The sequence below is a fragment of the Corallococcus sp. bb12-1 genome (genome assembly GCF_026626765.1).
In the GTDB taxonomy this organism is placed as follows: domain Bacteria; phylum Myxococcota; class Myxococcia; order Myxococcales; family Myxococcaceae; genus Corallococcus; species Corallococcus terminator.
In genome coordinates, this window is the sequence record NZ_JAPNJZ010000029.1 from 1 (window position 1) to 14,653 (window position 14,653).

Annotated in this window: 10 protein-coding genes; 3 read left to right on the top strand and 7 right to left on the bottom strand. The window is 69.4% G+C overall.

From position 1 onward, the window contains the following. The 3 genes from OV208_RS36350 to OV208_RS36360 form a co-directional block, all read right to left on the bottom strand. The coding region (locus OV208_RS36350) for an amidase family protein (RefSeq protein WP_267578539.1) at positions 1 to 1,042 on the bottom strand (1,042 nt) is incomplete at its 3' end. 81 nt (positions 1,043 to 1,123) lie between these two features. Beyond that, entirely contained in the window at positions 1,124 to 2,602 is a 1,479-nt protein-coding gene (locus OV208_RS36355) for a putative metal-binding motif-containing protein (RefSeq protein ID WP_267578540.1), read from the bottom strand. Next, positions 2,599 to 3,363, bottom strand: coding sequence for a hypothetical protein (locus OV208_RS36360; RefSeq protein WP_267578541.1), 765 nt, complete (start codon positions 3,361 to 3,363; stop codon positions 2,599 to 2,601). Before OV208_RS36360 ends, OV208_RS36355 begins: the two co-directional genes overlap by 4 nt. Positions 3,364 to 3,598: 235 nt before the next feature. On the opposite strand from OV208_RS36360, the gene OV208_RS36365 reads away from it, so the two are divergent. Together OV208_RS36365 and OV208_RS36370 are read left to right on the top strand one after the other, a co-directional pair. After that, entirely contained in the window at positions 3,599 to 5,245 is a 1,647-nt protein-coding gene (locus OV208_RS36365) for an endo alpha-1,4 polygalactosaminidase (protein ID WP_267578542.1), read from the top strand. 123 nt (positions 5,246 to 5,368) lie between these two features. Then, on the top strand, positions 5,369 to 8,995 hold the full coding sequence (locus tag OV208_RS36370; protein WP_267578543.1) for a serine/threonine-protein kinase: 3,627 nt from the start codon (positions 5,369 to 5,371) through the stop codon (positions 8,993 to 8,995). 1 nt (position 8,996) lies between these two features. Here OV208_RS36370 and OV208_RS36375 read toward each other — a convergent pair whose 3' ends face one another. Next, positions 8,997 to 9,365 carry a hypothetical protein gene (locus tag OV208_RS36375; RefSeq protein ID WP_267578544.1) on the bottom strand — a complete coding sequence of 123 codons (369 nt, stop codon included), beginning with the start codon at positions 9,363 to 9,365 and terminating at the stop codon, positions 8,997 to 8,999. Positions 9,366 to 9,542: 177 nt separating this feature from the next. After that, positions 9,543 to 11,168 (bottom strand): sigma 54-interacting transcriptional regulator, encoded by a 1,626-nt coding sequence (locus OV208_RS36380; RefSeq protein ID WP_267578545.1) that lies wholly within the window; start codon positions 11,166 to 11,168, stop codon positions 9,543 to 9,545. A gap of 157 nt (positions 11,169 to 11,325) precedes the next feature. Between OV208_RS36380 and OV208_RS36385 the strand changes: the two genes are divergently transcribed. After that, positions 11,326 to 12,678, top strand: coding sequence for a hypothetical protein (locus tag OV208_RS36385; RefSeq protein WP_267578546.1), 1,353 nt, complete (start codon positions 11,326 to 11,328; stop codon positions 12,676 to 12,678). Between the two features lie 58 nt (positions 12,679 to 12,736). Here OV208_RS36385 and OV208_RS36390 read toward each other — a convergent pair whose 3' ends face one another. Next, complete coding sequence (locus OV208_RS36390; RefSeq protein WP_267578547.1) at positions 12,737 to 13,627, bottom strand: hypothetical protein; 891 nt, start codon at positions 13,625 to 13,627, stop codon at positions 12,737 to 12,739. 41 nt (positions 13,628 to 13,668) lie between these two features. Further along, the gene (locus OV208_RS36395; protein ID WP_267578548.1) at positions 13,669 to 14,544 is read right to left on the bottom strand and encodes a hypothetical protein; all 876 of its coding nucleotides are present in this window, start codon (positions 14,542 to 14,544) and stop codon (positions 13,669 to 13,671) included. Positions 14,545 to 14,653: the final 109 nt, after the last annotated feature.

Below are 14,653 nucleotides of genomic sequence, written 5' to 3' on the forward strand. Positions count from 1 at the left end.
CGCGCTCCACGACCGCGTCGGTGGCCGGGTGGTAGCCGAAGAAGCGCTCACGCGGCACACCGATGCGCGCGCCCGCGAGCCCCTTCGGGTCGAGGAACTTCGTGTAGTCCGTGTGGGCGCGGCCCCGGCCCGTGGCGGTGACCGCGTCGCGTGGGTCCTCGCCCGCGAGCACGCCCAGCAGCACCGCGGCGTCCGCCACGGTGCGCGTCATGGGGCCGGCGGTGTCCTGCGTGGAGGAGATGGGGATGATGCCCGCGCGGCTGACGAGCCCCACCGTGGGCTTGAGCCCCACCAGCGAGCACGCGGACGCGGGGGAGACGATGGAGCCGTCCGTCTCGGTGCCCACCGACACGGCGCAGAAGTTGGCCGCGGTGGCGGCGCCCGAGCCGGAGCTCGAACCGGAGGGGGTTCGGTCCAGCGCGTACGGGTTGCGGCACAGGCCGCCGCGCGCGCTCCAGCCGCTGGTTGAATGCGTGGAGCGGAAGTTGGCCCATTCGCTGAGGTTCGTCTTGCCCAGGAGGACGGCACCGGCGGCGCGCAGCCGCTCCACGATGAACGCGTCGCGCGGGGGCAGGGCGCCCACCAGCGCGAGCGAGCCCGCGGTGGTCTGCATCCGGTCCGCCGTGGCGATGTTGTCCTTGATGAGCACGGGGATGCCGTGCAGCGGCCCGCGCGCGCCCTTCACCTTGCGCTCGGCGTCCAGCGCCTCGGCCATCGCGAGCGCGTCGGGATTGGTTTCGATGACGGAGCACAACGGCAGCTCCCCCGTGCGGTCGAGCGCGCGGATGCGGGAGAGGTAGGCCTCCGTCAGTCCGCGCGCGGTGTGCTTGCCGGACTCCAGGCCCGCTCGCAGCTCCGCGACCGTCGCCTCCTCGAGCGCGAACGCCCCGGCCGCGGTGGGGCCCGGTGATGCGGCGGTCGGTGTCTCCGCGTGCGCATCCCGGACGGCCAGCGCCCCTGTCACGGCCGCCGCGACCCCGAGGAGCGTGCGGCGGGAGAGGCCAGGCGGGTTCACGTGGGACGCAGCCGTCTTCTTCGTCATGGAGTGGGCACGCAGGGTGGGAAGGGGAGCTCAGTGGACCAGATCCCTCCCCCTGGAGCCAAGGGAGCCCGAGGCTGGGCCTCACGGGGCCTGGGGGCCCCAGTGGAAGCCGGTGCCGTCGAGGGTGGCGCTCCACAACTCGTCAGATGACAGGCCTTCGACGGTCGTGAAGACCTGGGTGCCGAAGCGGAAGTCCCTCCACGTCGTTCCGTCGAAGCGAACGATGTCGTCCGTGCCCAGGACCGCGATGACTGAGCCCTGTCCGAAGGCCACCATGTCGAGGATGTCGGGCGAGACGCCACCATCCACGAAGACGGGGTAGGGGGGCTTCGTGTTCCAGGTGCCCGCCGCCCGCTCCAGGAGCAGTCCCTGGCTTCCGGCCGCGTAGGCAAGGCCCGGCGCCACGACGTGCACGGTGTGCAGTGCGACTTGTCCACCGGAGGGCGACGGAAGCGGCTCCCGCAGCCACGGGCCTCCGTCCGCGTTGACGTGGTACGCGACGGGCACTTCGCCCGCCTGGCCCACGGTGATGAGCGTTCGCGGGTCGAGTCCGTGAATGGCGCGGAGGTCCGCGTCCACGCGCTCCACTCGCACCGGCTCCGCAGGGTAATCCCAGCGCAGGATGTCCCCGGCCTTGCTCACCGCGTAGAGCGTCGTGCCTCCGTCCGCCTCGAAGCCCACGATGTCCTGGATGGCCGCCCCGCGCCCATCGAAGGAACTCAGCGCGCAGGGCTCCCCAGCGGCCAGCGTCCGCGTGGCGAGCCGCCCCTCCTCGGAGCCCATGAACACCCGCCCATCGCTCGGTCGCGCCCACGCGGTGGACCATGCTCCGTGGCAATCGGTGAACGGCTCGATGTCGAAGCCACCGTCGGTCTCCCGGCGGACGTGAGCGAGCACGTCGTTGCTGGTGCTCACGAGCCAGGCCTGGTTGCGCGCGTGGGGCGCCACGTCCCGGAAACTCGCACCTGGGATGGACTCGGTCGTCCTCCAATCGAAGCCGTCACAGACGGGCGCCGGGTCCTCCTGGCCGTCACAGTCGTTGTCCAGGAAGTCGCAGCGCTCCTCCACGCCCGGGGAGATGGAGACGGAACGGTCATCACAGTCCGTGCCCCGGGTGGTGGTGCTCACGTAGCCATCACGATCTTCATCCCGCGCGCTCAACTCCAGCTCGACCGTGGTGGTCCCCTTCTCGGGGACAACCCCCTGCGCCGACGCGGTGGCCACCTCCTGGCCCGCGCACGAGCGCTCGCGGGCGGAGGCCGTCACCTTCACGGTGTCACTCCATCCTGCCGGGCGAATGAATCCCACCTCCGCCGTCCCCGGTCCCGCGAGCCCGGGCGGCTCCACCGACAGCTCCAGAATCCTGGAGCTGTCCTCCGCGTCCACCAGTCGCAGCGTGACGCAGCCTGGACGGAAGCCGTCGTAGGTCAGCAGCACCCGGACCTGACAGGGGTGGCTCGCGTCGCACCCGCTGGGGCGCTTCCTCTCGAGCTCCTCGATGTCCGGCACCGTGCAGGTGATGCAGAGCAACCCGAGTCCCACGGCCAAGGCGCGCTTCATGGCGAGACCTCCGTCCGCGGCGACGGCGGGTCGTCCGTGAGGAGCCAGGTGATGGCGGCTCCAGCGGCGGCGGTGATGGCCGCGCCCATCAGGACGTTGGCCGCGAGCGCCTGTCCCCGCGCGCTGTCCAGGTGCGCGGTCCGGTTGCTGTAGAAGGCATCATCGCGCGCGGCATTCACGTTGCTCCGCGACTGGAGGCCGAAGTAGCTGCCGAGGCCGCCGAGCACCACGCCCCCTCCCAGCAAGGCCATCGGAAGCACGGGCATGGCGCGCGTGCGGCGCACCTCCGTCCGCGCTTCGGGCGGAGCGAATTCGGGGGCCGGAGTCCGCGCGAGCTGCGCGTCCGACAGCGCATGCGGTGCGTCCGAGGGCGGGCGGGGATTGCGTGTCAGCTCACGCTGCACGGTCCGGCGCACCTCCTCGAAGTCGCGTGACACCTTGGGTGACACCTTCACCGGAAGGTTTGCGTCGGGCAGCAGGGACAGCCCGTCCTTGAAGGAGGCCAGGGCCTCCTGCCGGCGTCCCAGGTCCGCGAGCACGAGCCCTCGGAAGACGGCCACCTGCCCCCGCTCCCTGCTGTCGCGCGCTACGAGGTTCACCGCGTCGAGCTGCTCGAGGGCGTGCTCGTAGTCGAGCTCCTCGTAGGCGTGGGATGCGGCGGACATCCGGGCCTGGAAGTCCGGGCCTGCGGAGGCCGCTGGCTGGCTCCAGGCGGGCGATCCCAGCATCAGCGCGAGGCCGAGCACGATTCGCAGGTCCATGGGAGCGGAAGATACCGACCCGACCCACCTCCTCAAATGAGCCCCTCTCCGTCTGATGCTTTCAGGACATGGCTGCTTCTGCTGTCGTCGGAGAAGTACACCTGACAGGCAGCGAAGACCGCGGCAATGCCACGACGGGGATGTCCTGACCCGACGGCCTGAAGGGGAACGGCGCTCTGGCATTGCACCCGAGCGTTCTCCATGTGATAGCCGCGCCCCCCAACCTGGAGGCCTGATGTCGAAACGGATTGCCTGGCTGTCCCCTTGTCTTGCCTTGCTGCTGTCTGGATGCATGTCATTGGAGGGCGATGACGCGCGGGAGCCGGCGGTTCAGCAGCAGGCCCTGACTGGCACGCAGGTCATCGACTTCTCCACCGCCAGCACGCTGGCGAACACGGACGCGTCCGGCAAGAGCGGCGGCATGACCGTGCTCAAGACGAACAGCGCGAACTGCACGGTGGGCGCGTACGCCGACTGCTACGCGCAGTACATCGAGTTCAGCCCGACCTACACGGGCTACCTGACCTTCAATCTTTCGAGCCTCACCCAGGCCGCGCCGACCCCTACTCAAATCACCCAGCTCCAACTGCTGACGAAGTACCAGGGGCCGGGGCTCGCCACGTCCTACTACCAGTGGCAGCTCTACCGGTTCACGACCTCGAACTGGGTCAGCATCGCCAACTCGCAGGGGCGCGGCGACTGGGTGTGGACCCCGGCCCTGACGCTCAACCTTGCGGAAACGGAGGCGGCTTCCCACTTCGTCTCGAGCACCGGCGAGATTCGCGCGCGCCTCATCAAGGGCGCGGGGACGGATGCGGCGCAGCTCGACAGCCTCCGCCTCCAGGTGTCCTGGGACATCCCCACGACGTGCACCGCGGAGACCAACGCGGCCTTCTGCACGCGGCTGGGCACGAACTGCGGGCAGGTGAGTGGCACCGACAACTGCGGCCAGGCGCGCACGGTCTCCAGTTGCGGCGGCTGCCAGAGCCCGGAGACGTGCGGCGGTGGCGGCGCCCCGAACGTCTGTGGCCAGGGGTCGGCCTGCACGCTGCCGGCCTTCCCCAAGGGCACCACCTGGATGTGGGACCTGGAGAACAGCGCCATTCCCACGAACCTCAACGCGCAGGTCTACGTCGTGGACCTCTTCAACACGTCGACCGCGAAGATCCAGGAGTACAAGAACGCCGGCAAGAAGGTGGTCTGCTACTTCAGCGCCGGCACCTACGAGGACTGGCGGAGCGATGGCAGCCAGTTCCCCCAGGACACCTATTGCAGCCCTGGGGAGGACTGCGCCCAGTCCGTCCACATCCTGGGCGAATGGTGCGAGAGCGGCGGCGGCTGTGAGTGGTGGTTGGATCACCGCAAGCCGGCGGTGCGGACGATGATGACGTCCCGCCTGCAGCTGGCGAAGAACAAGGGCTGCGACGCGGTGGAGCCGGACAACATCGACGGCTACTCGCACGATGACAGCATCAGCTGCACCGACCAGGCCTGCTGGGGGCTCACGGCGAACAACCAGCTCGACTACAACCGCTGGCTGGCTGACACCGCCCATTCCCTGTGTCTGGGCATCGCGTTGAAGAACGATGTCGACCAGATCGCCGCGCTCGCCAGCTCCTTCGACTTCGCCATCAACGAGCAGTGCCAGAAGTACAACGAGTGCGGCGCCTACAAGACCTGGTTCGCGAACCAGAACAAGGCGGTCTTCAACGCCGAGTACCGCGTGGATTCGAGCGACGAGCTCACGAACTGGTCGTCGTGCACGGGAACGGGGACGACCTGCGCCTGCGGCGAGAGCGGCTTCGTCCAGGGGGACATGCGCACCCTGGTCTTCAGCACCGCGTCGGTCCGCTACAACAACCTCAACCTCACCTGCTGGTAGCGCGACAGGCCGGGGCGGTCGCCTTCCCGCTCCGGCCGTCCGCTTCACAAGCCCCGGGCCTCAAATGGCGACGGACCCCGGTCTTGTCCGGCGCTCGCTCCACCCCCCATGATGCGCCCGCTGATGAACGATGATTACGAGACGGAGATCTGGCTCGCCGTCGATGAGGGGCTCCTGCGTGGGGAGGAGTCCCAGGCCCTGCTCGCGGAAGCCCGACGTCTGGGCCGAAGTCCCCTCGAGTTGCTCCGGGCGCGGGGGAGGATGTCCGAGGAGACCTTCGCCTCCCTCGTAAAGGAGCAGGGCACCTCCCAGTCGCCGCGAGCCGTCGAACCGCCTGCTCCCGACGGCGCCGCCACCCTTGATCCCGTGCACGTCGGACCGCCTCCGACTGGCGCTCCGGCCTTCCCTCTGCCCGGGTGGGACCGGTACCAGCCCGTGCGGTTCCTGGGGCAGGGTGGGATGGGGCGCGTGTACCTGGCCTGGGATCCTCGACTGCGCCGCCAGGTGGCCCTCAAGTTCGTGCGCGATGACAACGAAGCGCACACCCGGCGCTTCGTCTCCGAGGCCCGTGCGCAAGCCATGGTCCGACACGAACGCGTGTGCCAAGTGTACGAAGTCGGTCATGTCGAGGGGAAGGTCTTCATCGCCATGCAGTACATCGACGGTCAGCCGCTGAGCGCCCTGGGGCGCTCGCTCACCGTCGAGCAGAAGGCGCTGGTGATGCGCGAGGCCGCCCTGGGGGTGCATGAGGCCCATCGCGTGGGGCTCATCCACCGGGACATCAAGCCCTCCAACATCATGGTCGAGCGCGCCGAGGATGGGACGCCCCGGCCCTACGTGATGGACTTCGGACTGGCGCGCGAATGGAACGAGGCCGTCACGGCCACCGGCGCGGTGCTGGGAACCCCCCACTACATGGCTCCGGAACAGGCGCGCGGAGAGGTGAGCGGGCTTGATCGCCGCGCGGATGTCTACAGCCTGGGCGCCAGCCTCTACTTCCTGCTCACCGGCCAGGTCCCCATCTCAGGGGACAATGGCCTGGAAGTCCTCAGCCACATCCCTTCCGAGGAGCCGCGGGCCCCGCGCCTGCTCGTCCCCGGGCTCCCCGCGGACCTGGAGGCCATCACCCTCAAGTGTCTGGAGAAGGATCGCGCCTCCCGCTACGACTCGGCGCGTGCGCTAGCGGAGGATCTGGAACGCTTCCTTTCCGGAGAGCCCGTGCGCGCCCGCCTGGGCTTCACGTACTCCCTGCGCAAGCGATTGCGCAAACACAGGCTCCTGGCCTCCGTCAGCTTCGCCGCGCTGCTCGCCGTCGCGGTGGCCCTGGGGTGGGGCGCGCTGGCCCGCCGTGAGGCCGCCGAGCGCGAGCGGATCGCCCAGCGGTTCACCGAGCTGGTGGAACACATTGAATCCATGGTGCGCTACTCCGCGCTCTCGCGCCTGCATGACACCCGCGAGGATCGCCGCGCACTCCAGGCGCGCATGGCCGAGCTGGAGGCGGAGATCCAGCAGGCCGGTCCCCGCGCGTTGGGCCCCGGGCACTATGCGCTGGGGCGCGGCCACCTCGCGCTGGGAGACGAGGCGAAGGCTCGCGCGTTCCTGGAGTCCGCCTGGCGCAATGGCTTTCATTCACCTCGGGCCGCGTATGCGCTCGCGCTGGTGACCGGGCGGAGCTACCAGCGGCAATTGCTGGAGGCGCAGCGAAGCCGCGACCCGAAGCAGCGGGAGGCCGCGACGCGGGACGCCGAGCGGCTCGCCCGGGATCCGGCGCTCGCGTGGTTCAAGCAGAGCGAAGGTGCCCAGGTGCCGTCAGCGGAATACGTGGCGGCGATGGTTGCCTTCTACGAGGGCCGCTTCGACGAGGCCCTGGCCCTGCTGGAGGGTGCCGACGGCAGGCTGCCCTGGTTCCATGAGCTGCCCATGCTGCGCGGGGACATCCTCGAAGCCCGGGCCTTCAAGCGCTGGAATGGAGGGGACCTGGAGGGGGCCCGCGCGGACTTCGAGGCCGGACGGAAGGCCTACGCCGCAGCCGCCGCCACGGCCGAGAGCGAGCCCGCCGTGTACCGCTCCCTGTCCCGCCTGGAGAACGACGCGATGGTGATGGAGCTGTATGGCAAGGGGGACGTGATGCCCGCCTATCACCGGGCGCTGGACGCGCTCGGGCGCTGCCTCGTCGTCGCACCGGAGGATGCGCCATGCCTCATCCGGATGGCGCGAGTGCACCACCGTCTGGCCGAGTACCGGCTCACGCAGGGCTCGAATGGGACGCAACTCCTCGCGAAGGCGATGGATGCCGCCGAGCGAGCCCGGTCGGAGGCTTCCACGCGCTCGGAGGCCACGCTCCATCTGGCGCGGAGCACGTGGCTCCAGGCGCGCTATCGCATCGAGAAGGGCGAGGATCCCCGCGAGCTGCTCGGCAGGGCCTCCGCGTTGTTCGAGAGCATCCCCGAGGGGGACCGGGACCGCGTCTTCCACGGCGAATCCGGCCTGGTCTTCAAGACGTGGGCGGACTTCGAGGATCAGGTGGGGACGGACTCGCGGGGAAGCAGGGACAAGGCCATTCGTGCCTACGAGGCGGCCATCGGTCTGGACCCTCGAATTCCGGAGGACTGGATCAACCTGGGCAGCGCGCTCCTGGCTCGGGCCTCCTTCCCGCGCAACGCGGAGGCGGAGCAGGATCTGCGGCGCGCCGCGGAGGCGTTCGGCAAGGCCCAGACCCTCAACCCCCAGCACGTCGTGCCGTACTTCTACGCGGGGCAGGTCCAGGAGCAACTGGCGCGCTGGCGGAGGAATCGCGGAGCGGATCCCCGGCCTGAACTGGAAGCCGCGCGGGCGCAGTACCTTCGGGGGCTCGCCATCAACCCCCGGATCCCCAACCTCCACAACGGCATGGGGGTGGCGCTGCTGATGCAAGCCGAGGAGGCCTGGCAGCGGGGAGGCGATCCCCTTCCGGTGCTCGAACAAGCGCGGGCTTCCTTCGAGCAGGCCATCGCGGTCGCGCCAGGACAGGGCTTCGCCTACGCCAACCTGGGCTCGCTGCTCGCCAGACGGTGTGGCTACCTGCTCGCGCGAGGCGAGGACCCCCGCTCGAGCGGGAGCGAGGCCCTGGAGATTCTGGGACGCGGCCTGGAGCGGATGCCTGGCGCCACGTGGCTCCGGGGCCTGATGGGCACGGTGCATGTCCTCCAGGCCCGCTTCGAACTGGACCACGGGCGGACGCCCGGGCCGGAGCTGATGCGTGCATTGGAAGATCTCCACGCCGCGTTGGCGAAGAACCCCCAGGACGCGGAGATGTGGCTCCAACTCGGGAAGGCGCAGGACCTCCAGGCCCGCTGGAAGCAGCCACGTGGGCCGCTGCCGTCCGGAGAACTGGAGGAGGCGGCGAAGTCCTTCGAGAAGGCCCTCGCGCTTTCACCCGACGAAACGGAGTACCGCCTGGAGGCTGGCCTCTTCTACCGGAAGTGGGCGGCGCCACTCTCTCGCGCGGGCCAGGACTCCGGACTCTGGCTCCAGCGAGGGATGGCGCTGGCCGAGCAGGTCCTGACGGCCCGGCCCGACTTGCCCGTGGCCCAGGCCCTTCGTGCCGGTCTGCACCTGGAGTGGGCGGGGACCGCCCGCCCGGAGGAGCAAAGTGGTCTGCGTCGACAGGCCCTGGAGGAACTCACCCAGGCGCTGCTGCGCAATCCCAACCTCGCCTCCGAGTGGGACGACACGCTCGCCCAGGCGCGGCGCCTCGTCGCCGGCCCTTGAACTACCGCGGCGGGTCTTCGCAGGTGCCGCCGGACACGTCGATGGTTCCGGAGTTTGTCCTTGTCTCTTTCTTCGTGCTCACCAAGCTTGAAATCTCAAATTCAATTTCATGGGGACCCGGCGCAGCAGTTTCCAAGACCTGGAGCATGAAGAGGTAGGTGGTGTCGTCAGGATGGGCCGCTTCGCTCCGGGAGATGACGGTGATCGTGTGCTTCAGTTTCGCGATCGGGGCTTGAAAATGCTGGGGGACCACCACCAGGGCCGTGACGACGCTGCCTTGCTCGGCCCGGCATTTCCGTCGGGTGGTGGGTCGGTGGTCGGGATTGTAGGGGCTGGTGAAGTCGATGATGAGGTCCAGTCGGAATGGCATGCGGCGCTCCAGGCCCGCCCCCGGCGTATTCCGGGGGCACTGCCTCCTATTCAAGCGGGATACCAGCCAGTCCGTCCGGGGCGCTCTCAGGACGACGGCCCCGCGTGAGTCCTCCGGCCCCCGGTTCACGGTGTCGCGCCACGACACGCGGCATGCCGCCGACATGCCGCCGCCCCCTCAGGACTCCTTCGGCACCAGCCCCAGCTCCTTGACGCGCCGGTTCAAGGCCCGCTTGGAGACCTCCAGGCGCCTCACCATTTCGTCCAGGTTGCCCTGGCACGCATGGAAGCAGAGGGTGAGCTCCTCCACGCTCAGGTCTCCGGCCAGGCGGAGGCTGGGACTGCGTTCGATGAGGTCATAGATGGAGGAGCGGGCGATCCCCAGGTGGTGGGCGGCCCGCTTGACGTCCCAGTCGTGCGCGCGCAGGGCCGCGAGCAGCTCCGGCCCTCCCACCTCCGTGGACTTACGGCGGGCGGCGACCTCGGGCTCCTGCGGGGGCTCGGGAGCGGGGGCCCGAGGGGGCGGCGGCGCCTGGGGAAGTTTCAGTTCCTGGGCGAGGCGGGCATCAAGCTCCAGGCAGGGCTGGCCCCGGCTGTTGATGACGAGCTGCCGGGCCACGTTCCTGAGCTGTCGGATGTTCCCCGGCCACGGGTGCAGCAGCAGGCGCACCGCCAGCGCGGCGGGCATCCAGGGCGGAGCGTAGGGGTCCGTGGGGGTGAGGTGGTGGGCCTCTCCGAGCGCCTCCAGCTCCTGGCGGGCGAAGTGGAGGAACAGCGGGCCCATGTCCTCGCGCCGCTCGCGCAGGGGCGGCAGCCGGAGTTCATAGCCCGCGAGCCGGTGGAGGAGGGGGGCCCGGAAGCGCCCCTCGGCGATCTGCGCCTCCAGATCCGCGTCCGTGGCGGCGACGAGGCGGACGTTCGTCGCCACGGGCCTGCTGGCCCCCACCGGATACATCTCCCCCGTCTCCAGGACCCTCAGGAGCATGACCTGCACCTCGGGGGAGGCCTCGCCCACCTCGTCCAGGAAGAGGGTGCCCCCCTCGGCGGCCCGGAAGAAGCCTTCACGGTCGCGTTGGGCGCCGGTGAAGGCCCCCCGGACACTGCCGAAGAGCTCCGCAGCGGCCAGCTCCCTGGGGATCGCGCCCAGGTTGACGCTGACAAAGGGGCCCGTGCGTTTGCTTCGCTCATGGAGGGCCCGGGCGACCAGCTCCTTGCCCGTCCCGGTCTCCCCCCGGATGAGGACGGGCACGTCCAGGTCGGCCACGCGCTCGATGTGCTGGCGCAGGCCCTGGAGGGGGGCGCTCTCTCCCACCATGCCCAGGGAGGCCGGCGCGTTCGGCCCGGGTAGAGGGGCCAGGTGCAGCAGCACCACCGTCCGCCCGGAGAACTCCAGGGGGACTCCCCGCGCCAGCGCTTCGGGTCCGAAATCGCGGTCGCCGTGGAGCGGCTCGCCAGCGCTGGTGCAGCGCCCCTCCTCGGGAGGGATGACGCGGATGCCCTCCGCGAGGGGGACGAAGCGCAGGGGCTTGCGGCTCATGAAGGGGTCGCCCAGGGGCAGGCCCAGCGGTTCGCCCGGACGCGTGAAGTCCGGAGCGTTGCGGGAGAGCGCGACCTCCCGGCCGGCGAGCAGTCCGTGGAGCAGCAGCCGCTCTCCAACGCGGGTGGCGGTGGCGTGTGAGACGAGGGTCAACGCCGGGATGGGGCGCGCGGAGGAAGGAGCGCCGCGCGGAATCGACTCGGCGGCCGTGGACACATCCGTCGTTGTCGCGGGGGCATGGGGAGCGGGGGCGCCAGTACGGGGCATCCGCGTGACTCTATCCCACGCGTCGGCGGGGGGCTGGCCTGCCCGTTGCAATGCCCTGCATCCGGCTGCCCCGGCAGGGTCCTTCGCAAGGACAGCCTGGCCTGGGCGGCCCCATGGCATCGCCCGCGACACCTCCACCCCAGCAAGCGAGTCGAACATGTCTCTTCCGCGCAGCCACCAGAACACCTCCCGCCGCGTCCTTCCTCGTGCCATCGGGAGCGGCAAGTCGGACGTCACCGCCAGGAACCTGCTCGCCGCCCAGAGCGATCCGGGGACGCAGCCTTCCGCCTGGGACCTCCTGTACGGAGCGATGGTGACGGGGCTCGGAGTCAAGCCGCAGAGCTTCCAGCTCCTCTATCCCTTCATGCAGTGGACCTGGCCCACGACCAACGCCGGTTACACGAGTTCGGCCCAGTACGATTTCCTGGCCACCATCCCGCAGTGGAGCGCCGTGGGGCAGTACAACTCGTCGGGGGCCACGTTCGACGGGGCGTACCAGCAGTTCCTCAATGATCTCGCGACGTACACCCCCGACCCCCAGCTCCAGGCGCGGATCACGGCGTCCTACAACGACCTCGCCCAGGCCACGAACCAATACCAGACCGACTACAACCAGGCAGTGCAGACCTACAACGCGGACCCGAGCGTGGTGGGCAACGTCCCGAACTTCACGACCTGGTTGGCCTCTGGGGCGGGCCTTCCCTACAACATCAAGATCCAGGCGGATGCCGAGAACCAGAGCCAGGCGCAGGCCAACTACGTGAACCTGGTCAAGCAGGCGCGCAACCCCAACCTCACCCAGGCGCTGACGGCCGCCGTGAATCCGGCGTACTACACGAAGCTGCAGGACCCCAACCTGGCGGGCAATCCCCCCGTCCCGCTCTGGAGCCTCGGCACCACGATGCAGCAGTGGGTCAACACCGTGCAGGGGCAGGGTGGCACCCCGGGCTCCATCAGCTTCTCCAACAGCCAATCGCAGTTCGACCTGCGCAACACCTGGGCGCAGGGCTCCCTGTCGGTGGGCAGTTGGTTCTGGCAGGTCAACGTCAACGGCTCGTGGAACCGGGTGACGGAGTTCGAGAGCGACAGCAGCCTCCAGTGCACCATCTCGTTCAAGGCCTGGGACACCATCGCCATCAACCCCGGGCCCTGGTACTCGGGCGTCACCCAGTTCAAGAACGGTCCGTTCCTGACGGGCTACAGCGCGATGCCCGCGGAGGGCATGACGAACATGTTTGGAGAAGGGGGCGTGGTGCCGGTCCTCAAGACGGGCATGCTGGTGGGCTACCAGCCCACGATCAGTGTCACCGTGAGCCAGTCCACCTTCAACAGCTTCCAGGAGCAGTGGCAGGCGTCGTCGGGCTTCTCCGTCGGTCCGTTCCAGTTCGGCGGCACGACGGGCGGCTCGCAGAACGCCTGGACGCGGTCCGCGTCGGGGTCCACGCTCACCGCGACCTCCACCTCGACGGTGCCGCTCATCTTCGGCGTCACCGTGGACACGCTGCCGTAGTCCCAGGTGAAGCGCGGGGGGCTGACGCCGAACGCGTTGGCCCCCTGGCGCCAGAGGCTCAGGGCACGGCGCTCACGTCCACGTCGATGACGCGCGGCTCCTCGGTGCTCGTCGTGCCGGTGACCGAAGGCATCACGGCGTTCACCTGGAGCGTCAGCGCCCATTCGCCCGTGCTGAGCTGGGTGGGCACGTACTTCCAGGAGAGGTGCACGGCCCCCGCCGTCTCGCCCTCCGCCCACAGCGCCTCGCGCGCCCGCTGCTCGATCTGCGCCGTCGTCAGCCGCGTCCGGAGCAGGTGGCCGGCACGGGCCAGGGGCGGCCAACTGATGAGCGCGCGCTGGAAGCTGCCATCCGCGCCCTGGGACACCACCGCGCGGTGGCCCTCCACGCGAATGCCATTGATGGCGCGCATCACGAAGGTCTTGTGGCGGTGGAGCACGGGCGCTTCGAGCACCGAGTTCTCCTCACTCTGGATGAAGGACTTCACCTGCCGCACCGGCCCCAGCTCCGACGTGGGGATGCCCCAGCGCTGCAGGCGTGCGATGGCGGTCCGCTGCAACACCGCGGGCTCCTGCGGTGTCTCTGGGCCACTGCCGAGCTTGTTCAGCACCAGCACCTGACCTTCGGACGGATCGCGCTCCAGCTTCCAGGTCTGGGACTCCAGGTCCCGGCGGGCGCCCAGCTCCTCCATCTGGGTGAAGGGTTCGGTCGTCCCCACCAGGGACCGCTGCAACACGGCGTCATCAAACGCGGTGCGGGGGAGCAGTGTGGTGGGGATTGCTCCGGTGGGAGGCGTGGCGAGCCCCGTGGAATCGAAGATGAAGCCGGTGGTCGCGCTGGCAACCTGGGTGGTGATGGCGGCGGGCTCGATGAGCGCCCCGCTGTCACAGCCAGGCGCGGCGGCGAGCGGAAGGATGGTCAGGAATCGGATGAGCAGATGGGTCTTCATGGCGGTTCGTTCTCTTTGTGCGAGGGCGATGGAGGAGGAGGTCACTCGGGCAGCTTCTGACCGTTGTCGGGGTCGCAGCCCCCCACGTAGAAGTAGCTGGAGGCGACCTTGCTCCCGGTGTTCTTGCGATCCCTCCAACCACCGGCCTCGAACATCGCCAGCCGCAGCGCCTTGGTTTCACCGAAGACGATGGACACCGGGCAGTCGTCGTTGTTCTTGCCGATGTCCCAGTCGTAGGCCTCGTCAATCCAGTTCTCGCCCACGCCATCGCCCCGGGAGTTCGCCACGTAGCGTTTCACGTAGCGCTTCACGAAGTTGCCGCACGAGGAGTCGCCGTGAAAGGCATTCCACATGCTGAAGCCGCTGCTGCTCGTCACGAGCGCCTGCCGGTATCCGCCCTGCTTCCAGACCTGGTAGTCGCCAGACTGGCAGGCCTTCACGACGGCGATGTTCAACTTGCCGTTGCCCAGGTTCATGTGGATGTCCGTGATGGCTTCACACGCATCCGCGTCGGTTCCCATCACGAGCCAACTGCGCAGGAACGACTCGTTGTGGCCGCCATGGGTGTGCACGAAGAGGACGTCCGCGTCGTCCACGCCGGCATTGGCCTGGGTGTCCTTCGCGTTGGCCGCGGTTCCCTTCGAGGCGTCGGTCCAGAGGTCCGCGCGCGCACTCGAATTGTTGAGGGTGCGGACGTCCGTCCAGAGGCCAGCGCTCACGAGCGAGTTGAAGTAGCCCGCGAACTCCGCCGCCGTCTTCGTGTGCACGGAGTGCGAGGAGGCATCGCACTGCCCCGCGCCTCCGAAGTTGGCGATGCCGTAGACATGGGTTTCGTTCGCCAGCGCCGCCGCGGGCAGGAGCAGGGCCCCCGCGAGCGCCGCGCCCGTCCACTGCCGTGTCTGCTTCCGGAGTCTCATGGTCCGTGTCTCCCCCCGTGTGGGGTGTTCGTGATGGCCTGTGGTGGCCTGGGGAGCGCGCGGTGTTCGCCGTGCGTTCCCTGGCCCTGGCCCATCAACGAAACCCGGG

What these genes read in the sequence shown, in the direction of transcription:
- OV208_RS36370 (WP_267578543.1), top strand. Translation starts at nt 5,369, where the DNA reads ATGAACGATGATTACGAGACGGAGATCTGGCTCGCCGTCGATGAGGGG.
- OV208_RS36380 (WP_267578545.1), bottom strand. Translation starts at nt 11,168, where the DNA reads ATGCCCCGTACTGGCGCCCCCGCTCCCCATGCCCCCGCGACAACGACG.
- OV208_RS36385 (WP_267578546.1), top strand. Translation starts at nt 11,326, where the DNA reads ATGTCTCTTCCGCGCAGCCACCAGAACACCTCCCGCCGCGTCCTTCCT.
- OV208_RS36390 (WP_267578547.1), bottom strand. Translation starts at nt 13,627, where the DNA reads ATGAAGACCCATCTGCTCATCCGATTCCTGACCATCCTTCCGCTCGCC.
- OV208_RS36360 (WP_267578541.1), bottom strand. Translation starts at nt 3,363, where the DNA reads ATGGACCTGCGAATCGTGCTCGGCCTCGCGCTGATGCTGGGATCGCCC.
- OV208_RS36375 (WP_267578544.1), bottom strand. Translation starts at nt 9,365, where the DNA reads ATGCCATTCCGACTGGACCTCATCATCGACTTCACCAGCCCCTACAAT.
- OV208_RS36365 (WP_267578542.1), top strand. Translation starts at nt 3,599, where the DNA reads ATGTCGAAACGGATTGCCTGGCTGTCCCCTTGTCTTGCCTTGCTGCTG.
- OV208_RS36395 (WP_267578548.1), bottom strand. Translation starts at nt 14,544, where the DNA reads ATGAGACTCCGGAAGCAGACACGGCAGTGGACGGGCGCGGCGCTCGCG.
- OV208_RS36355 (WP_267578540.1), bottom strand. Translation starts at nt 2,602, where the DNA reads ATGAAGCGCGCCTTGGCCGTGGGACTCGGGTTGCTCTGCATCACCTGC.